The following is a 17,990-nucleotide window of genomic DNA, read 5'->3' on the forward strand; positions in this document are numbered from 1 at the left end:
CATGGTCTCGAGTGCTTTGCATGACCTGTGGTTCGGCTTCGGCGTTGCCTTCCAGGGCACGAACCTGATGTGGTCCTTTTTCGGCGTGCTGGTCGGCAACCTGATCGGCGTGCTGCCCGGCATGGGCGCGCTGTCGGCGATCTCCATCCTGCTGCCGCTGACCTACGCGATGCATCCCGTGCCCGCGGTGCTGATGCTGGCCGGCATCTTCTACGGCTCGCAGTACGGCGGCGCCATCGGCGCGATCCTGCTCAACCTGCCTTCGCATCCGCCGCACGCGGTGACCTGCCTCGACGGCTACCCGATGACGCGGGCGGGCAAGGGCGGCACGGCGCTGGGCATCACCATGATCTGCTCGTTCTTCGCCGCCTCGGTGGGCATCATCGTGATGATCTTCGCCTCGCCGCTGCTGACGGAAATCTCGTTCAAGTTCGGCCCGACCGAGATCTTCTCGATCATGCTGCTGGGGCTGCTGGCAGGTTCCACCATGTCGCGCGGCTCGCCGCTCAAGGGAGTGGCGATGACGCTGTTCGGCCTGCTTTGCGGCGTGGTCGGCACCGACGTGAACACCGGCACGTTCCGCTTCGCGCTGGACATCCCGGAGCTGAGCGACGGCCTGGAACTGGTGGCCATCGCGATGGGCCTGTTCGGCGTGGCGGACTTCCTGCTCAACGTCAACCGCATGGCGGTGGTGCACAACAAGGGCTCGCTGCGCATCCGCGACATGCGGCCCTCGATGGCCGAGCTGAAGGAGGCATTCTGGCCGATGGTGCGCGGCACCGGCGTGGGCACCGTGTTCGGCGCCATGCCCGGCACCGGCCCCACCATCACCACCTTCATCGCCTATGCGCTCGAGCGCAAGATCTCCAAGACGCCGGAGAAATTCGGCACCGGCATGATCGCGGGCGTGGCCGCGCCGGAGGCTTCGTCGCACTCCAAGACGCAGGTGGACTTCATCCCCACCATGAGCCTGGGCATCCCCGGCGACGCGGTGATGGCGCTGATCCTCGGTGCGCTGATGATCCAGGGCATCTCTCCCGGCCCGCAGCTGATCGGCGAGCACCCGGACATCTTCTGGGGCCTGATCGCCAGCTTCTGGATCGGCAACGTGCTGCTGATCGTGCTGAACGTGCCGCTGATCGGCGTGTGGGTCAAGCTGCTGCAGGTGCCGTACCGCTACCTGTTCCCCTCGGCGATGTTCTTTATCGTGGTGGGCGTCTTCAGCACGCAGAACAGCCTGTTCCAGATCTGGGAAGTCATGGCCTTCGGCCTGATCGGGGCCTTGTTCATGTGGCTCGGGTTCTCGGTGGCGCCGATCCTGCTCGGCTTCGTGCTGGGGCCGATGGTGGAAGAGAACTTCCGCCGCGCCTTGCTGCTGTCGCGCGGCGACATGATGATCTTCGTGCAGCGCCCGATCAGCTGCACCTTCGTCGTCGCCTCCGCGCTGCTGCTGCTCGGCGTCACGTACTCGGTGTGGCGCGGCCGCAAGAAGCCGCGCAAGCCGATCGAAGTCCCCGCCAGCGAACCCGCGCTGAGCAAGTAATACCCCGCGTAGCGCCCCCGGCGCGGATTGCCGCGGTCATGCGCTGGCATGACCGGCAAGCCGCCGGGGAAGGCGGGGCGCGCGCCCCGCCACGAGAGAATCACACGCCGCGCCCCGAGCCTTGGCTATACTTGAGCGGATGCCGGCCGCGAGTGCCGGCCGCATCTCGCAGTCCCTTGCCGGGAGCCCGCATGGAGTTCAAGGATTACTACGCGACGCTGGGCGTGGAGCGCACGGCCACGCAGGACGACATCAAGCGTGCCTATCGCAAGCTGGCGCGCAAGTACCACCCCGACCTGAACAAGGAACCCGATGCGGAGGCCCGCTTCAAGGACGTGGCCGAGGCATACGAGGCGCTGAAGGACAGCGAGAAAAGAGCCGCCTACGACGACGTCGAGGCGCGCTACAAGTCCGGCCGGGAGTTCACCCCGCCGCCGGGCTGGGACAGCGGCTTCGAGTACAGCGGCGGCGATGGCTATGCCGGCGCCGACATGGACCACAGCGATTTCTTCGAGACGCTGTTCGGCGCCCGCGCGGCCGGCGCGCGCGGCGCGCGTGGCACGCACATGGCCGGCAGCGACCATCACGCCAAGGTGCAGATCGACCTGCGCGACGCCTACCGGGGCGCCCGCCGCACCATTTCGCTGCGCGTGCCGCAGATGGACGCGGACGGGCACGTGCGCATGCGCGAGCGGCAGCTGGACGTGAGCATCCCGAAGGGCATCCGCGGCGGCCAGCACCTGCGGCTCGCCGGGCAGGGCGGCCCCGCCATCGGCGATGCGCCGGCCGGCGACCTGTACCTCGAAGTCGCGTTCGCGCCGGACCCGCTGTTCCGCGTGGACGGCGGCGATGTCTACGTCGACATCCCGGTGGCGCCCTGGGAAGCCGCGCTCGGCGCGGACGTCATCATCCCCACGCCGGACGGCAGCGTGCAGATGAAACTGCCGCCCGGCTCGGCGTCGGGCCGCAAGCTGCGGCTCAAGGGCAAGGGCATTCCCGGCGGCCAGCCCGGCGACCTGTACGCGGTGCTGTCGATCGCCCTGCCGCCGGCGGACACGGACAAGGCGAAGGCAGCCTACCGGGAGATGGCGAAGACCTTCGACGGCTTTGCCCCGCGCCGTCCACTGGAGGCTTGATGCGATGAGCGATAACGGCATGCCCGGCTTGCAGGGCGTTCTCGTGGAGCAAGAGGTCCAGTTCACGCTGGTCGAACTGAGCGTGGCCTGCCGGGCCGAAACGGATCAGGTGGCCGCGCTGGTGGCGGAGGGCGTGATCCCCGCGCACGGCGAGGACCCGCGCCAATGGCGCTTCGACGGCTCGGCCCTGAAACGCACGCGCACGGCGCTGCGGCTGATGCACGACCTCGAACTGAGCGTGGGCGGCACCGCCGTGGTACTCGACCTGCTGGAGCAGATCGAGACGCTGAGGGCGCGGCTGCGGCAGCTGGGAGAACGATGAGGCAGGCAGGTGACGCAAGACCGGGCGCGGGCGCCCGGTCGCTGCCCGAGCTTTGCAGGTTCCCGGCCCGCATCCATCATCGCCAGTCCGCCAGTCCGCCAGTCCGCCAGTCTCCCGATCCGCTGAAGCCATGAATCTGTCCGCCGCCATCCCGATCCTCCGCATCTTCTCGATCGACAAGGCCAGGGAGTTCTATCTGGACTACCTCGGCTTCTCGCTGGAGTGGGAGCATCGGTTCGGCGACGACTTTCCGCTGTACATGCAGGTCAGGCGCTCCGGCCTGACGCTGCACCTGAGCGAGCACCACGGCGACGCGACGCCCGGATCGACGGTGTTCGTGCCGGTCCATGACATCGATGCGCTCCATCGCGAACTGGAATCGAAGCCGTATCGATATGCGAAGCCCGCCATCGAAGCCCTCGGCTGGGGACGGCAACTGCAGGTGGCGGATCCATTCGGCAATCGCCTGCGCTTCTGCGAGCTTTCCGAGGACTAGCGCGGTCCGCGCCGGCCCGGCGAAAAAAAAGCCCGCTTCGCAGCGGGCTGTCCAGCCTGTCCATGTGGAATCCGCCCGGCGGCGCATGGCCGCCGGGCAGGACATCACGGACGATTCACCGAAATGTCGAGGTACGGCTTCGTGACGTGCAGGCCGATGTTCACGCCCACGCCGGTGTTGCCCAGCGACATCGCGATCAGTTCGTCCGCGGCGCTGCCCTTGGCGCGATAGCGCAGGCCGTTTACCGGAACGTTCTGCGTCCAGGCGTCGACGCGCTTGTCGTCGATGCGGGTGCGCGTGTACGTGCTGGTCTTGGGATCGACGCTGGTGATCGTGGTGCTCCAGACGCCAAACTGGCTGGCGAGGTCGGCAAATGCCACATAGTCCCAGTACGAGTTGGTCGAACCGGCAACGGGCAGGGCGCGCACGACCTGCTTGGTGGCGACGATGAGGCCGTTCGACTGGCCGATCACCGCGGACACCAGTCCGTCCGTGCCCTTGAACGCCGCCGCCCGGCCAGTGCCGGCGTTGCTGGTCGCCGCAAAGGAGCCGTCGTTGTTGGCCGTGAGCGTGGCCAGCTCGCCGGCGCCCCAGCTCGTGCAGGCGTTATCGTCGTCGCAGCTCGAAGCGGCCGTCATCTTGCCGTTGGCGTCCAGCGTGAAGGTCAGGCGTGACGTACCGTACGTGTTGCCGTTGTCGGCGCTCTGGAAAGCCAGCGCATTCCAGTTGCCGGCGAGGTCGGCCAGCGGCAGCTGCTGTGCCGGCACGACGAAGCCCAGCAGGCCATTCGGCGCCGCCACGGCGCCGGCGCTCGGGATCAGCAGCGACACGCCCGATTTCGAGACCAGCAGGCTGGAAGGGGTGCCGGTGACGTCGAAGCGGCAGGCATCGTTCACGGCCGGCGCCAGCGGCCACGTCGGATTCACGACGGAAGCCGAGATCATGCTGGTCAGCGGCGAATTGTCCGTCAGGGTCAGCGCGTCCGCATCGACGGTCAGCGAGGAGAAGTAGCCGGCGCGCAGCCCGAAATACTTGCCCGTGCGCAGGCCCGCGCAGGTGGCGGAGGCCTTCTGCAGGATCGTGCCGATGGCCACCGGGCCCGCGTTGCTGCCGATGGCCGTGGACAGGTCGGCCACGGTGGCCTTGGACGTCGCCAGGCGCGCGGCCAGCTGGTCCAGCAACTGGTCCAGCGCGTTGCCGGCCTTGCCGCCGCTGGCCGCCACCAGCGCGCCCTTGAGCGGGTCGGTGCCGGAGATGTCGACCAGGCCGGTCAGCGCCAGGCGCACGGTATCGGTCGAGGTCGACAGGTTGGCGGCGGTCAGCCGTGCCTGGGCGTTGGCGTCGAACTGGTCGAAGAACGTGCTCGTGCTGCCTTGCGCCAGCGCGGCCGTGACCAGTTCGGTCAGCGGCGTGATGTTGGCCACCACGCTGGTGTCCGTGCCGGCTTCCACCACCGAATGCAGCACCGTGCCGTCCGGCGCCACCGCGCTCAGCACGCAGGGGCGCTTGGCGTCGGCGATGTTGATCGTGAAGGTGCCGTCGGCAGCCGTCGTGGCGCTGCCGCCGCCCACCGCGCACTTGGCCTGCACGGTGACGTTGGCCAGTGCCGCGCCCACCGCGGCAGTGCCGCTGACCTTGGTGGTAATGGGCGCAGGCGCAGTTGCTGCGCTATCCCCCGAACCGCCGCCGCACGCGGAAAGCACGGCAGCCGCCAGCCCCGCCAAAACAAGTTTCGATTTCATCCCTGAATGTCTCTTATCTGGTTGATTTCTGTCGCGCACACCGGGAGGTTCCCGACCCTTGACTCCCTTGGCTCTGGCATGCGCTCCGGCCGGCACGGGCTGTCAGGCCAATGCCAGGCGGCGTCGAGTCTCGCGCAACGGTTTTCGACCTGATACCCCGCCAAAGGTGGAGTTGACAAATATGGCGTGCTGCACACTTGGCGAGGCGGGCATTGGCGGCCGGGGCATCCGGGCGCCGTCGTGGGGGTGGTGCAGGGCGGTGGTGACGCGGGCCTGATGCGACCAGGATGGGAGCGGGATGGGAGTGGTTTCACTGCGTTGCCGGTCTTCCGTTGTGCCCCCAGTCAGGTGGCCACTCAGGCAGGCGGGCTTCAGGCGGTCGGGCGCCATTCTGTTTCCCTGAAGCAAAAGTGACATATAAGACCATTAATATGCCTGTTTCCAATTGTAACAACCGCTCCCATCCCGACTATGGCAACCCCAGAAAAACAATTCAAAACCCGGAGACTGGTCTTCCCCTTGACCGCGCTCGCGCTTGCCCTGAGCGCGTGCGGCAGTGACTCCCCGTCCTCCTCCCCGGCAGGCCCCAGCGCCCAGACTCCCGCAGCCAGCGCGCCGGCGCTTTCCTTCGCGGCTGCGCAAGATACCTACGAGCTGGAGAACTACTACTCGACGGGCAAGTACGCGCTGCCGGTAGGGACCGGAGCCAACCTGCTGGCCGCGGAGGCGTCCGGCGTGACCTACAACCAGGACACCGGGACGCTGTTCGTCATCGGCGATGGCGGCACCTCGATCACGCAGGTCACGAAGCAGGGCCAGTTGATCGACTCCATGCAGCTGGCCGCCGACGCGACCAAGCCGCAGAGCACGTATTTCTACGACACCGAAGGCATCTCCTGGGTCGGCGGCAACAAGTTCGTGCTGGTGGAAGAGCGCTTCCGGCAAGTCGACCAGTTCAGCTACGTTCCCAACACCGTTCTGGACGGCACCGGCGCGAAGACCGTCAAGCTGGGCACGACCATTGGCAACATCGGCCTGGAAGGGGTCAGCTACGACCCGATGACGGGCGGCTACATCTTCGCGAAGGAAAAGCAGCCCATCGGGCTGTTCCAGACCACGATCGATTTCGCTGCTGGCACGGCGTCGAACGGTTCGCCGACCACCGACAATTCGGTCGACCTGTTCGATCCCACCAAGACCGGGCTGTCCTCGCACAACGACGTGTTTGCCTTGTCGAACATCCTGCCGTCGACGGCGCCCGACTATGACAACCTCGTCGTCATCAGCGGGCCCGACGGCGAAGTCGTCAAGGTCGACCGGGCCGGCAACGTCCACAGCAGCCTGGCGGTGGGCAGCGCCGCCCAGAACGAAGGCGTGACGATGGACCCGGCCGGCAACCTCTACGCCGTGGGCGAGAAGGGCGATGGCACCGGTCCCGAACTGGCCGTCTTCACGCCGACCAAGAACAAGGACGCGGTCGGCGTCGGCAGCAACCTGTACCTGACTTTCCCGCAGGACGTGACCGCCGGCGACGGCTTCGTGGTCCTCAGCAACGGCGCCAAGGATGTCCGCAAGATTCCCGTGCGCGACGCGCAGGTGACCATCAGCGGCAAGGTCGTGAAGATCAATCCCGCCGTCGATCTGGCGCCGGGCTCCCAGTACACCATCAGCTACGCCGATGGCGTCATCAACGGCGCGCCGGCCATCTCCAACGCCGCCGCGCTGTCCTTCACCACCGTGGGCGAAGCCGACCACGTGGCGCCCCAGCTCGCCAGCACCATGCCGGCCGACGATGCCACCAATGTCGCCGCGAACGCCTCGATCTCGCTGAACTTCAACGAGACGGTGAGCAGGGGAGTGGGCAACATCGTGATCGAAAGCGCCGGCGATACGCGCACCATTCCGGTCACCGACACGGCGCAGGTCAAGTTCAGCGGCTCGTCGGTCATCGTCACGCCCGGCACACCGCTGCAGAACAGCATCAACTACGATGTCCGCGTGGATGCCGGTGCCGTCCTGGATACCTCGGGCAATGCCTTCGACGGCATCAGTTCGCCCACGGCATTCAATTTCAGCACCGTCTCGCTGGCCCCCGTGGTCCCGACCGTGCTGGTCAGCGAAGTGAACTCGAACGAGAGCACGCCCTCCGGCGTTGACTTCTTCGAGATCTACAACTACGGCACGGCAGTGGCCGATCTGTCCGGCTGGAAGTGGAGCGACGACCACGCGACCGCCACGGATGCCAACAACTTCGAGTTGTTCCCCTCCGGCACGGTCATTCCCGCGGGCGGGCGCCTGGTCGTGGTCAACACGACTGACGCCACCGCGTTCAAGACGGCCTGGGGCCTGGATGCGACCACGCCGGTCATCGCAATGGGCGCCAAGGGCATCGGCCTGGGCAAGGAGGACATGGTGGTTCTCTTCGACCAGCAGGGCAAGGTGGTGACGGCCTTCAACTACAAGGGCTCGGCGGTCACGACGACGCAGGCGGACGGATCGACGGTCAGCGTCCCGACTTCGGCGCCTTCCACCGGCGTGACGTTCACCGCGGCCAGCCATGCCGGCGCCGCGTTCGGCGGAACGGCAAACACCTCGGCGGTCTGGGACGGCGTTTCCACCTCGGCGCCGGCCTATAAGGCGGCGGTGGCCGGTGAACTGAACGCCTTCGCCGCGCCTGGCGACGCCACCGAGGTCGGCTCGCCCGGCAAGTAAGAAGGCCGACGCAGGACAACGCACCCCGGATGGTCGGTCGACCTCCGGGGTGCGGTTGTTTTTGCGGGGGTGGTGTGGTGTCCGGATTTGGACATTTCAACTGCGCATGCCGAACTTCCCGGTGCTATACTTGTTCAGTTAGTTGAACAAGTCTGACGGAGGGAGCCCATGCGCACCGTTCATTTCTCCGATGCCCGCAACAACCTGAAGGCGGTCATCGACCAAGCCATCGCCGATCACGACGCCGTGCTGATCACACGACGCGACGCACCCAACGCCGTCATCATGTCGCAGGAGCAGTACGACAGCTGGATGGAAACGATGCACCTGCTCAACTCGCCGGCCAACGCCGGGCGCCTGATGCGCTCGATTCAGCAGCACCGCGCCGGCATGGCCGAGAAGCACGACCTGATCGACCCGGACGCTGAATGACGCGCCCGCTGGCCTTCACGCCTGACGCCTGGGAAGACTATGTGTATTGGCAGGGCCAGGACAAGAAGACGCTCAAGCGCATCAACGCGCTGATCCAGGACGCACAACGCCAGCCGTTCGAGGGCATCGGCAAGCCCGAGCCCCTGAAAGGCAATCTGTCCGGCTACTGGTCGCGCCGCATCGACGACACCAACCGCCTGGTCTATTTCGCCAGCGACGACGAACTGACCATCATCGCCTGTCGCCTGCATTACGGCGACAAGTAGGGCTTAGGTGATCGCGTGGCGGCTTTCGGCTAGATCTGGGGCCGTTTGGGGTGCGACATTTCTAATCTAACCTGTACATCTGATGTCAAGGCTAAGTTCAGATGTCCGGTCACGGGCAAAGTTGAAATGTCCGCCTGGTATGCAATGAAGGCACAATGCTGTATCCCCAATGGATCAATGGAATAGATGCGAACAGAACAGGAAATCATCGCCGACATCGCTCAGTTCACGCCCGCTTCTGGGAATTGGTTGCCACTTGAAGGGCTACTTGAAGAACTTTGGGCAGTGGGCGTGTCTGATCATTTGTTGCCTGCGCTATTTTCCGTTTTCGAACGGTTTCCGGACGACGATGGCGCTGGGGTGTTTTGGAGCATCGTGCACGGCGTTGAACATCTAGATCTTCCGTACGAGGCGATGTTGCGCAGTTCGTTGGCGAGACAGCACTCCACGATGGGTGCTCTGATGCTCAAGCGACTCGAGAACACCAAGTAATCGGCGTCTCGGCCCCGTAGCTCCTTGACCAGCCGGTCCTGCAGGGTCAGGTGAGTCCGTTCAACGCGGCCCTTGGCCTGGCTGCTGTTGGCGCAGATACCTTCGATGTTCAGCTCGAACAGGGCTCGGGCGAACTGGGTGTGGCCGTCGCCGCTGGTCGCTCCTTTTTTGTTGACTCGGAACACGCTGGCCTTGTCGCTGTAGAACGCCACCGGCTTGCCATGGCGCTCCAGGTAGGCGCGCGTCGCTGCGAAGTATGTGAACGTGGCCTCCGAATGGGTAAAGCGAAGCTCCATGATTCGGCTGGTGGCGTCGTCGACGTAGACCAGCAGCGTGCAGGCCGAAGCCCGGTCCTCGAACCAGCGGTGATCGCATCCGTCGATCTGGATAAGCTCGCCATAGCAGGCGCGCCGGTTGCGGAGCTGATAGACCTTGGGCGGGCGCTGCTTGCGCGGCACCCACAGGCCGGCAGTCGTCATCAGTCGTCGGATCGATTCCTTGGACAACGTCAGTCCATGGCGCTCGCGCAGCTTCTCGCAGGCCAGCGTCGGCCCGAAGTCGGCGTAGTGTTCACGGATCAGGGCAAGGGCTACGGATTCGCGGTCCGCCGACATCCGATTGTTGCTTGGCCGGGCACGCCGTCGCGACACTAGCCCGGACGGGCCTTCCTGCCTATAGCGTTCCAGCAGCCGCCGGAACTGCCGGTCCGTGATCTCCAACCGTTCGGCAGCCACGCCGGGCCGCAACTGACCATCCACGACCGCCTGGACGGTCTTGAGCCTTTCTAACTCACGCATGCTTACTGTAATGACCTCGGATCCAGCCATCGCCGGGCGTCCTCCATTGCATTCAACCGGGCAGGCTGAATACCACGGACGGGGCGCCTCAGGCGGACATTTGAACTTTGCCAGAACCGGACATTACAACTTTGCCGCTACATCTGATTTTCGCATAATCATCATTATGTCAAATCCGTTCAGTGGGACTGCCAGCCAACACCGGCGCGGCTTTCCAGCAAAAATACCATCCGCGTCGATAATTCTGGCCCCGCCATCTTGCCGGGGTTTTTTTTCGACCACAAGAATACGAGCCATGTACCAACACGCCACTTTTCGGGAATTCGATCACTACGCCGCCGGCATCCCATCTGCCGCCCTGGCGCGCCGCCTGCGCTGCACCAGCGCCACCATCGCCGCGTGGCGCTCCGGCCGCCGGCCACCGCCCTGGTGGGCCGCCGAACTGCTGCGCCTGCAAGAGATGGAGGCGCTCGACCTGGCGCGCCAGATGGGCTACGCCAAAGCCTTGCCTCGGCTCGGCATCGTGCGCGGCGAAGTCATCGACTTCCAGTCACGGCGTCCGCCGCCGGCACCTTCCCAGCTGTCCAGCGTCACACCGCTTCCCGAACCCGGCATGTTGCAGGCCTAGTCCTTACCGATGGTCGTTTCCTTATGGAAATCGTCCGGCAGGCCTGTGAAATCCTTCATCGAGGTCTTCCGGCCCTGATCCGCCGTCCCGCCGTATGTTTGCCACGGCTGCAAGCACCCTCCCGACAGCGTTGCCGCACATGCGGGCGCTGCCTCGCTCGGCTGGCCCGCCAGCGTGCTTAGCGCCATGTGCGCACCGGTCCCTGCTGCCGCCACGGTGTCGCTGTAGGGGTCTTTCTTCATCATTTCGGCGGCGCCGCGCGCGACCTGCTGCATCTGTTCCTGTGTGCCGGTGTACCGTAGCCCGCATCCGCCCAGCGCCACCACCAACACCACCGCCCCCACTGTTCGCATACGCCCTCCCTGTTGTTTGCGCCAGTGTAACGAAAAAGCCCCGGCGTTCCGGGGCTCTTGCGTGTCGCGCGATCTGGATCTGTCAGCGCTTCTTGCGCTTGCGAAACTGGCCGTTGGCCTTGCGCGGCGGGGTCTTGCGTTTCCGAGTTGCCATGCTTCTCTCCGTTGTCACCATAAAATCCGGCCCTGCTGGTCTTTCAGCGTGACCGTGCCTTGTGTTGCGATCCACTCCTTGAGCGCCGGGAAGCGCGACAGGATGACGGCGGCGCAGATCACCCCGCCGATCACGATCAGCGTTTCCCGCCCGACCTCCGCCGGCGTGGGAATCCATCCGCGACCGCTCACCGATGCCCCTGCAAATGGTTGTCCATGCGCTTGTGCGCACGGTCGATGCTGGCCCGCATGGTGCGCAGATCGGCACGGATGCCGCCGTACGCCGCGCCGGCGCCCAGCAGCACCGATACCAAGTACTTCAGCGCGTCCAGCGTCAGCGCGTCCATCATTCGCCCTTCGACTGTTCCGGCAGGAACACGGCGAGCGCCGACAGCACGGCGGCGATGGCGGCGGACACCGCATTGACCTTCGAAGGGTTGGCGCCGACGATCACCGCCAGCCCCGACAGGCCGGCCATCGTGGACGGCTCGCGCAGACGTTGCAGAAATTTCAAGATGCACTCCTGATTCGCGGATAGATAAAGGCCGCGCCGCCCGCGTTCTCGGACGTGACCCAAGGTGTAATGGGCCGGCTCGCAATGGTGCCGAGCCAGTCGCCAAACGAATAATCGGGCTGGCGGTCGTTGCCCACCAGCGAACCCACGAACGTGCCGGCGGGACAGGCAAAGGAAGCGTCCAGCGTGCGCCCTTCCGCAATCGCCCGCTCGCATTCCGTCATGTCGGTGCGCGGCACGCCCAGGGCGTCACCGATCCCCAGCACCACGCCGCTGGCCGCATCCCCCACCGCCCCCACCAGCGCGCTGGCTGCACCCGCAGCCACACCCCCCACCCCGCCGTTTTTTTTTACGATGTAGGCCAGCGCCGCGACGGCGCCGGCGGCGATCAGCAGCTTGGCGGTGCTGTCTTTCATGTCACCAGCTCATCCACTGGCCCAGGCTGGGCGACTCGACCTGCGAGCCATACGTGTAGGCACCATTGAGGTTGCCGAACTCCGCCGGCGTGAATCCGTTCGTGGCGTCGATGCCCAACTGCCCGAGATAGCCGTTCAGGTTGTTGTATTCGAGCGCCGCCGAGTTGCCGCCGCCGAAGATGCCTGACACCTGCCCGCCGTTGAGCACGGTATCCGGCGAGCCGGCACCGAACAGGCCCGAAATCGTGCCCAGCAGGCCAAGGCCGGCTTGCGTGTACGCGATGTTCCGCTGCGCGGTGTAGTCCGGGCGCAGTCCGGCGGCGGTCGTCATCGGCACGCCGGTCGCGCCTGCCGTGCGCGAGCGCAGCGCGAGGAACGCCATCGCGCCCACCGCTGCGATCAGCAGAATATCGGGGCCGCCGCCGCCCCCACGTTGCGATGCCTTAGCCATTCACCACACCTCCTGCCGCCTGATAGGCGGCCTGCAACTGGTTCAGCGCCACTTCGGGCTGTCCGTAGCCGGCGCCGGGCATGCTCGCCCAAATCTTGCGCACCTTGCGCACTGCCAGCGCGAAGCGGCCCGCGTCCACGTCGCCCAGGGCGCCCGCCTCGCTGATGAGTTCGAGCGCGGCCGCGTCCTGGCTGGCCGGCGAGAAGTCCGTTAGGCCCAAGCGAGCCGCGAGCGTTTCCCACGTGCGGCGCAGGAACTGGTAGGCGCCTGCCGCGCTGCTGCTGATGGGCTTGCCGTTGGACATGGCCGTCACGACCTGGCGCGGGTGGTCCGCGAACGAGTCGAACAGCCCGCCGCCGAACAGCGTGCGATAGCCATCGCGCCCGGCGGTGCCCTCGGCGGTGCGGATCATCAGCAGGAAGGCGGCGCGGTTGTTCGCAGCTTGGCCCATATCGGTTTCCTCTGTTCCGCCGAAGACATTGCCCTCGGTGGCGTCGTAAAAGTAGTTCTCAGCTTGGTCGATCAGGTCGGGCATCTGCGCGCCGATTTCCTCGCTGCGCTGCATGTCGCGCCACACCACGTAGCCCACGGTTGCCAGCATCAGCAGCGCGAAGGTGTTGCGGTCCATCAGGCCGCTTCCTCGAAAAATTCGAACGCCGCGCCCAGGTCTTCATTTGGCACGCTGCCGATTACCATCAAGCCGGCCCCTGGGCTGACCATGATCGGCTCTGCTGGCCGCATCAGTCGGTTGACCTTATCGAGCACGCCCATGAAGATTCCGCCCAGGAATGCTGCATTTGCTTGGTTGCGGATTTCTGCCGTTGATGCTTGTGCGTTGAGCCGCTTGCTTTGCGGGTTGCTGTAGAAATTCACCAGCGGCGTGCTACTCGGCTTCACACCGACACCGTTCGCGACGGTGCCGGTTGAGAAAAACGATAACTGCTCGACAAAGAGATTTTTTCCGCTGCCGGCAGGGTTCCACAACTGGATATGCGAGAACTGTCCCACCGTCGCCACGCCGTATCCGTACCCCATCATCGCAACTCCGCCCATCGTGCGAGCCTTGCCGCCGTCGATCACATCCACGGTTCCGGCAATGCGTTGGTCGAAGAAGTCTCCCGATCCGATCAGGAGATAGCCGGACAGCGGCAGGTTGCTGCGGTTGAACACTACCCAGCGTGTCACTTGCTCACTGAACTTGAAGCCCTGCCCCGGCTTGAGGCTGATGTTGCCCTGCGCGTAGTTCGGTCGAATCTCGATCTGCGCAAAGGGATCGGTCGCCGACAGGAACTGCACGCGGTCGCCGGCCACGTCGATGTTTTGCGCGCCGCCCGCCGGAATGTTCAGGTCGTACTGCTGTACGGATTCGATGATGCCCACGATCAGCCCTTCCCCATGCTCTTGACGGCGACGATGCCGGCGATGCACAGCGCGCCGGCCACCATGAATTTCTGCCCCGTGCTGATTTCCTGCACGTTGCTGTATGCCTGGGCCACGTTGGACGTGGCCGTCTCGTTCACCGACTTGGCCGTGTCCAGCAGCTTGCCCATGCTGTCCAAGAAGCCCTTCGCGTTGATGGCCGACTGGTCAAGGTTCATCTTCAAGCCGTCGCGCGCGAGGCCGATTGCATCCGCAGTGGACTTGTAGCTGGTTTCGGTGCTGGTCTTGGCGAAGTCGAAGGCGGCATTGACCGCGCCGTTGTCCGTGACCACGTTGCCGGTGCCGTTGATGCCGACGCTGCCGCCGTCATTGACCATCCGGTTGTCGGTGTTGCTTGTGGTCGTCGTGGTCGTGCTGACGTTGGACGAAGTGTCCTCACGCTTCACGCCGTCGCCGAAAAAGCTACCCATGCTGTTTCTCCATGCGCTTGCGCATTAGTACCGCGTCGCTTCGGTAGCCCAGGCGTTGCAGCTTGCGCACCATGCCGCGCCGGCGCGTCGTGACGCGGATGGAATCCGCCTCGCGGCACTGCCATTCAATCAGCGGCATCACCTCCGCCACCAAGTCGCAATCGGCGTGACCATAGGCAAGCGCCACCTCGATTTCTGTCGCGTCAAGGTAGGTGTGGGCGATTGCCACGTACCACATCACTGGCGCGCCGTCCCGATAGACCCGGCAGAACGCCCCGTTTCGCAGGTACTCGGTGGACGGCTGCATGCCGCCGCTGGTGTCGGTCTTGCGCAGCGTGCGGCCCGAGAACGCCGCGAGAATCTCCGCGTCATGGGCATCCGTCCACGGCTCCGGGATGATCTCGATCTTCATCCCCGGCTCCGAAAATAGGCGAGCGCGATCACAGCGCCTGCAATCAGCACCATCGGGTTTTGGAGCAGGCCCAGCGCCTGTCCGGCAGTCGCCTGCACAGCGCTGGTTACGGTCGGCAGCGCCCTGGCGTCGCTTCCGCCTGTCGCCACCACCCAGCCCGATCCGTCGAAGTGCTGGTCAAACATGCCCGAGCCGGACAGCGCGGTATTGCTCGGGGCCGGGCCGCCCAGCATCTGGCCGGCCACCGAGCTTGCCGCCATGATGCCGGCCGCATACGGATTTGACGACATCAGGCCCATGCCCGCGCTGATGCCAGCCTGCCCGTACGGATCCATCAGCCCTTCTCCGCGATCAGCCAGATCAGCGCGCCGGCCACCAGCAGCGGCATCATGCCGCCGCCGAACAGGGCGCGGCCCTGCACGTAGTAGGCCGGGGCCGTGCTGATGGTGGCGCCCGCCGATTGCAGCACGGCAGACGTGTTCGTTCCTTGCAGCGCGCGCACGGTCTGCACGTCGATCAGCCGCGACAGACCCATGCGCAGCAGGTCGGCGCCGGTCTGCGCCAGCGGGTTCAGGTCGCTGGCATCCGCCGCCGTGCTCACCATCGGGTCGGAGTAATACGACTGCGGCTGCACAGTGTCCCATTCGCCCATGACTGGCTCCCGGTCAGAGGTTGAACGGCAGGTCGATCACCTCGACATACACGTCGATGCCATCGGCAGCAGTCAAGAAGGCGTTGAACTCGAGCGCTGCAGCGTCGGCGGTCTTGAGCGCGCCCGATTGGTTGTTGTCGTAGATGAAGTCCACGCAGTAGTGCTTCGCCTGGGGCACCTTGCGCTGCTCTTGCTCGATGAAGCGCTGCACGCGGCTGGTGGCGTCCCACACGATCAGGCCGTTTTTCTTGACCTCGACGCGGTTGACGTTGCCGTCCGTGGTGGCGGTCCAGTCGGTGCCGCTGTAGAACATGTGCACGCGCTTGATGAGCGCGCCCCTCGCGGCGAAGTTGATGGGGAACTTGCCGGCCACGCTGGTGGAAGCCGGGAAGTACAGCAGCTTGTGGATCAGTTCGCCCGCGCCCTGGCCTTGCGGCGGCGTCAGGATCATGTAGCCGGCCAACTGCGGCGCGGTGGCGCCCGCCAGGGTGATTTCCAGATTGAGGTTGTCCGACCACGCCGTCATGTCGTAGCCGCCGACTTCCTTGCCGTCGATGCTCGGCGCGTCGCGTTCGTTGAAATCGATGGTCAGGAAGTTCGCATCGTCGTAGATGCCCTTGTACTTGTTGATGGCGTCCAGGCGCGTGCCGTTGGTGTTGAACACCGTGCGCGCGCCGATCTTCACCTTGATGTCCGTGATCATGGCCTTGGTGAAGGCCGTGCCGGCCAGCGCCAGCACCACGCGGTTGAGCGTGTTGGCGTAGCGCGGGATTTGCAGCGTGGCGACACCGGAGTTGACCACGTTCAGGAACGGCGGCAGTTGTTGGATGATGGACATGCGTTTTCCTTAGCCAGCCAGTGCGGTGGCGACGAGTTGGTCAGTCACCGGCAGCCGGCGAAGCACGTAGATGGTCAGGAGCACCAGCGCGGTGGTCTTGACAGCGGATTTGACTTCGCTCATGGCGTCAGCCCAACAGCTTCTTGATGGAGTCCGGCAGGTACTGCTTGCCGAAGTTGATGATGACCAGCGAGATAGCCGTCATGGCTACCGCCTTGCCGATTTCCTTCACGCCCATGATGGTTTCTCCCGAAAGGATGCGTGGTGCAAAAATTCGGGGATCGCCCCCGCTCAGTTCCCACTATGGGCAAGGCTGGCGGGGGCCGGCAAGCGGCGGCCGTTACGTTACGTGGTGGCCTCCGGCTCGGGCAACGTACGTACGTTACGTTCGGGCACCGGCCTGTGGCTTCCGCGCGAATCGAGCGCGCCGCAGCCGGTCTGCCCGGTCTGCATGTTGCGCTCGATGAACTGGAAAACGCCGGTGTCCGGGTCCGCCTTGAGGTTGCGCACGTCATCGACCGGCACGCCCAGCGTGGCCGCCATGACGGCGATGTCGTTCTTGTCATTCAGCCGGCAGCAGTGAATCAGCGTGCAGTTGCCGAGGAAGGTCTTGTCGATCACGGCGGGCCGCTGCGTGACGGCGAACATGGTCATCGCACGGTGCCGGCCCTTGCGCGACAGGCGCGACCAGTAGGGAGGTGCCCATCCCGCTGTGGTCACGTCCGCCACTTCTTCCACCACCACGCACAGCCGCTCGATCTGGTAGGCGATTTCGCAGAACAGGTCGAATTTCCATTTGTAGGTGCTCATGTCGTCGCCGGGCTGGTAGACGATGCGGAAGCCGTCCGCCGGTGTCAGGCCGGCCAGCGTCTCGACCAGTTCGCGCATGTCCGTCACGACCTGGCCGAACTCGCCGTATTCGTCCTGCGGGTCCCACACCAGCAGCCGGGCCGGCTTCATGCGGCGAAGACCATCCTTCAGCCATCGCGACTTGCCGCTGCCCGATGCCCCGATCACGCCCACGATGCGGGCCACGTTCTGACTTCCTTGCATCACTCCCCCACTGCGCGCAACCGCCCGCCGTTGTCCTGCATGTTCTCGCCCAGGTGCGACCGCGCCTGCGGCGGCACCACCACCGCCGGCGGCGCGTCATCCACCGTACGTTCGGCCTCCTGCTGCGCGCGCCATTGCTTGTGTGCCACGTAGGTGGACAGGCCCAGCGGCGCCGCGATCATCAGCAGGCCGATTTCCGGGCCGCCCATGATCCCGCCCACGTTCAAGCCGTACTTGTCGGCCACCGGCACGATGGCGCCCGACAGCGCCTTGATGGTGTCCGGCGTGTAGACGGTCGGCAGGTACGGCAGCGCGGGCGACAGCACCGCCACCACGAGAGAGATGGTCATCTCCCATTCGGCGGCCGGGTCTACCGGCGCCGGCTCGCCGGGCAGCGGCGGCAGGTCCTGTCCGGCCTGTGATTCATAGGCATGCGCCTTGCGCTTGAGCGTGTCCAGCGCGTCAAGCTCGATCAGACCTCCCATTGCATCAGCCCTCCCCCGCTCAGTGCCGTACGTTCGGGCGCGGGGTCCGTTACGTTACGTTCGGTACGTTCGGGCGCGCCGTCGCCCAGGATGAAGCGTTCGCGGATTCTCTCGTCGGCGTCGTCGGAGCGAGCGAATAGCTGGATGCCGCAGGCCGGGGCGGTGCACGTCACGCACACCCGCCCGTTGCGCATCAGCGACCAGCGCGCGCCCTGCTGGCAAACCGGGCAGGTGCACTTGCTCATGG

The 17,990-nt window shown here is 65.4% G+C and carries 25 protein-coding genes and 1 pseudogene; 8 read left to right on the top strand and 18 right to left on the bottom strand.

The features are described 5' to 3' along the window. Window position 1: 1 nt before the first annotated feature. The 4 genes from KF708C_RS10215 to KF708C_RS10230 all read left to right on the top strand — a co-directional run bounded on the left by KF708C_RS10215 (window position 2) and on the right by KF708C_RS10230 (window position 3,497). Window positions 2-1,543, top strand: coding sequence for a tripartite tricarboxylate transporter permease (locus KF708C_RS10215; RefSeq protein WP_029043499.1), 1,542 nt, complete (start codon window positions 2-4; stop codon window positions 1,541-1,543). Between the two features lie 191 nt (window positions 1,544-1,734). Then, complete coding sequence (locus KF708C_RS10220) at window positions 1,735-2,679, top strand: DnaJ C-terminal domain-containing protein (protein WP_059411680.1); 945 nt, start codon at window positions 1,735-1,737, stop codon at window positions 2,677-2,679. Between the two features lie 43 nt (window positions 2,680-2,722). Beyond that, the gene (locus tag KF708C_RS10225; RefSeq protein WP_197090336.1) at window positions 2,723-3,001 is read left to right on the top strand and encodes a chaperone modulator CbpM; all 279 of its coding nucleotides are present in this window, start codon (window positions 2,723-2,725) and stop codon (window positions 2,999-3,001) included. A gap of 130 nt (window positions 3,002-3,131) precedes the next feature. After that, entirely contained in the window at window positions 3,132-3,497 is a 366-nt protein-coding gene (locus KF708C_RS10230; RefSeq protein WP_020202528.1) for a glyoxalase superfamily protein, read from the top strand. 104 nt (window positions 3,498-3,601) lie between these two features. On the opposite strand, the gene KF708C_RS10235 is transcribed toward KF708C_RS10230, so the two are convergent. Beyond that, window positions 3,602-5,239 (bottom strand): hypothetical protein, encoded by a 1,638-nt coding sequence (locus KF708C_RS10235; protein ID WP_059411681.1) that lies wholly within the window; start codon window positions 5,237-5,239, stop codon window positions 3,602-3,604. Between the two features lie 519 nt (window positions 5,240-5,758). Between KF708C_RS10235 and KF708C_RS10240 the strand changes: the two genes are divergently transcribed. The 3 genes from KF708C_RS10240 (at window position 5,759) to KF708C_RS10250 (ending at window position 8,649) form a co-directional block, all read left to right on the top strand. After that, window positions 5,759-7,951 (top strand): SdiA-regulated domain-containing protein, encoded by a 2,193-nt coding sequence (locus KF708C_RS10240; protein ID WP_059411682.1) that lies wholly within the window; start codon window positions 5,759-5,761, stop codon window positions 7,949-7,951. Between the two features lie 168 nt (window positions 7,952-8,119). Further along, window positions 8,120-8,383: a type II toxin-antitoxin system Phd/YefM family antitoxin gene (locus KF708C_RS10245; protein ID WP_059411683.1), complete on the top strand. Its 264-nt coding sequence runs from the start codon at window positions 8,120-8,122 to the stop codon at window positions 8,381-8,383. Then, entirely contained in the window at window positions 8,380-8,649 is a 270-nt protein-coding gene (locus tag KF708C_RS10250; RefSeq protein WP_059411684.1) for a Txe/YoeB family addiction module toxin, read from the top strand. Before KF708C_RS10245 ends, KF708C_RS10250 begins: the two co-directional genes overlap by 4 nt. Before the next feature lie 506 nt (window positions 8,650-9,155). Here KF708C_RS10250 and KF708C_RS10255 read toward each other — a convergent pair. Next, window positions 9,156-9,968 (bottom strand): annotated as a pseudogene (locus tag KF708C_RS10255) (ISNCY family transposase); the annotation flags it as partial. 265 nt (window positions 9,969-10,233) lie between these two features. Between KF708C_RS10255 and KF708C_RS10260 the strand changes: the two are divergent. Further along, window positions 10,234-10,566 carry a hypothetical protein gene (locus KF708C_RS10260; protein ID WP_059411685.1) on the top strand — a complete coding sequence of 111 codons (333 nt, stop codon included), beginning with the start codon at window positions 10,234-10,236 and terminating at the stop codon, window positions 10,564-10,566. Here the strand turns inward: KF708C_RS10260 and KF708C_RS10265 are convergent. The 16 genes from KF708C_RS10265 to KF708C_RS10325 form a co-directional block, all read right to left on the bottom strand. After that, on the bottom strand, window positions 10,563-10,919 hold the full coding sequence (locus KF708C_RS10265; RefSeq protein ID WP_059411686.1) for a hypothetical protein: 357 nt from the start codon (window positions 10,917-10,919) through the stop codon (window positions 10,563-10,565). The genes KF708C_RS10260 and KF708C_RS10265 overlap by 4 nt on opposite strands. Window positions 10,920-11,087: 168 nt before the next feature. Further along, the gene (locus KF708C_RS36380; protein ID WP_197090337.1) at window positions 11,088-11,264 is read right to left on the bottom strand and encodes a hypothetical protein; all 177 of its coding nucleotides are present in this window, start codon (window positions 11,262-11,264) and stop codon (window positions 11,088-11,090) included. Beyond that, on the bottom strand, window positions 11,261-11,422 hold the full coding sequence (locus tag KF708C_RS35575) for a hypothetical protein (RefSeq protein ID WP_156173778.1): 162 nt from the start codon (window positions 11,420-11,422) through the stop codon (window positions 11,261-11,263). The genes KF708C_RS36380 and KF708C_RS35575 overlap by 4 nt, the downstream gene beginning before the upstream one ends. Next, window positions 11,419-11,586, bottom strand: a complete 168-nt coding sequence (locus KF708C_RS36385; protein WP_197090338.1) for a hypothetical protein — start codon at window positions 11,584-11,586, stop codon at window positions 11,419-11,421. The genes KF708C_RS35575 and KF708C_RS36385 overlap by 4 nt, the downstream gene beginning before the upstream one ends. Further along, window positions 11,583-12,002, bottom strand: coding sequence for a hypothetical protein (locus KF708C_RS10270; RefSeq protein ID WP_059411687.1), 420 nt, complete (start codon window positions 12,000-12,002; stop codon window positions 11,583-11,585). The genes KF708C_RS36385 and KF708C_RS10270 overlap by 4 nt, the downstream gene beginning before the upstream one ends. Before the next feature lies 1 nt (window position 12,003). Then, complete coding sequence (locus KF708C_RS10275) at window positions 12,004-12,453, bottom strand: hypothetical protein (RefSeq protein WP_156173779.1); 450 nt, start codon at window positions 12,451-12,453, stop codon at window positions 12,004-12,006. Beyond that, the gene (locus KF708C_RS10280) at window positions 12,446-13,081 is read right to left on the bottom strand and encodes a glycoside hydrolase family 24 protein (RefSeq protein ID WP_231586426.1); all 636 of its coding nucleotides are present in this window, start codon (window positions 13,079-13,081) and stop codon (window positions 12,446-12,448) included. The genes KF708C_RS10275 and KF708C_RS10280 overlap by 8 nt, the downstream gene beginning before the upstream one ends. Further along, complete coding sequence (locus KF708C_RS10285) at window positions 13,081-13,833, bottom strand: hypothetical protein (protein WP_059411689.1); 753 nt, start codon at window positions 13,831-13,833, stop codon at window positions 13,081-13,083. Before KF708C_RS10285 ends, KF708C_RS10280 begins: the two co-directional genes overlap by 1 nt. A gap of 2 nt (window positions 13,834-13,835) precedes the next feature. Then, window positions 13,836-14,303: a hypothetical protein gene (locus tag KF708C_RS10290; RefSeq protein ID WP_059411690.1), complete on the bottom strand. Its 468-nt coding sequence runs from the start codon at window positions 14,301-14,303 to the stop codon at window positions 13,836-13,838. Then, window positions 14,296-14,715, bottom strand: a complete 420-nt coding sequence (locus KF708C_RS10295) for a hypothetical protein (RefSeq protein ID WP_059411691.1) — start codon at window positions 14,713-14,715, stop codon at window positions 14,296-14,298. The genes KF708C_RS10290 and KF708C_RS10295 overlap by 8 nt, the downstream gene beginning before the upstream one ends. Next, window positions 14,712-15,050, bottom strand: a complete 339-nt coding sequence (locus KF708C_RS10300; protein WP_059411692.1) for a hypothetical protein — start codon at window positions 15,048-15,050, stop codon at window positions 14,712-14,714. Before KF708C_RS10300 ends, KF708C_RS10295 begins: the two co-directional genes overlap by 4 nt. After that, on the bottom strand, window positions 15,050-15,367 hold the full coding sequence (locus tag KF708C_RS10305) for a hypothetical protein (RefSeq protein ID WP_059411693.1): 318 nt from the start codon (window positions 15,365-15,367) through the stop codon (window positions 15,050-15,052). Before KF708C_RS10305 ends, KF708C_RS10300 begins: the two co-directional genes overlap by 1 nt. A 13-nt stretch (window positions 15,368-15,380) precedes the next feature. Beyond that, window positions 15,381-16,205 (bottom strand): major capsid protein P2, encoded by an 825-nt coding sequence (locus KF708C_RS10310; RefSeq protein ID WP_059411694.1) that lies wholly within the window; start codon window positions 16,203-16,205, stop codon window positions 15,381-15,383. 345 nt (window positions 16,206-16,550) lie between these two features. After that, on the bottom strand, window positions 16,551-17,258 hold the full coding sequence (locus KF708C_RS10315; RefSeq protein WP_059411695.1) for a hypothetical protein: 708 nt from the start codon (window positions 17,256-17,258) through the stop codon (window positions 16,551-16,553). Continuing rightward, window positions 17,258-17,743 (bottom strand): hypothetical protein, encoded by a 486-nt coding sequence (locus KF708C_RS10320; RefSeq protein ID WP_059411696.1) that lies wholly within the window; start codon window positions 17,741-17,743, stop codon window positions 17,258-17,260. Before KF708C_RS10320 ends, KF708C_RS10315 begins: the two co-directional genes overlap by 1 nt. Beyond that, window positions 17,731-17,988, bottom strand: coding sequence for a hypothetical protein (locus tag KF708C_RS10325; protein WP_059411697.1), 258 nt, complete (start codon window positions 17,986-17,988; stop codon window positions 17,731-17,733). The genes KF708C_RS10320 and KF708C_RS10325 overlap by 13 nt, the downstream gene beginning before the upstream one ends. Between the last annotated feature and the right edge of the window lie 2 nt (window positions 17,989-17,990).

The sequence above is a fragment of the Cupriavidus basilensis genome, from assembly GCF_000876015.1.
GTDB classification, from domain to species: domain Bacteria; phylum Pseudomonadota; class Gammaproteobacteria; order Burkholderiales; family Burkholderiaceae; genus Cupriavidus; species Cupriavidus basilensis_B.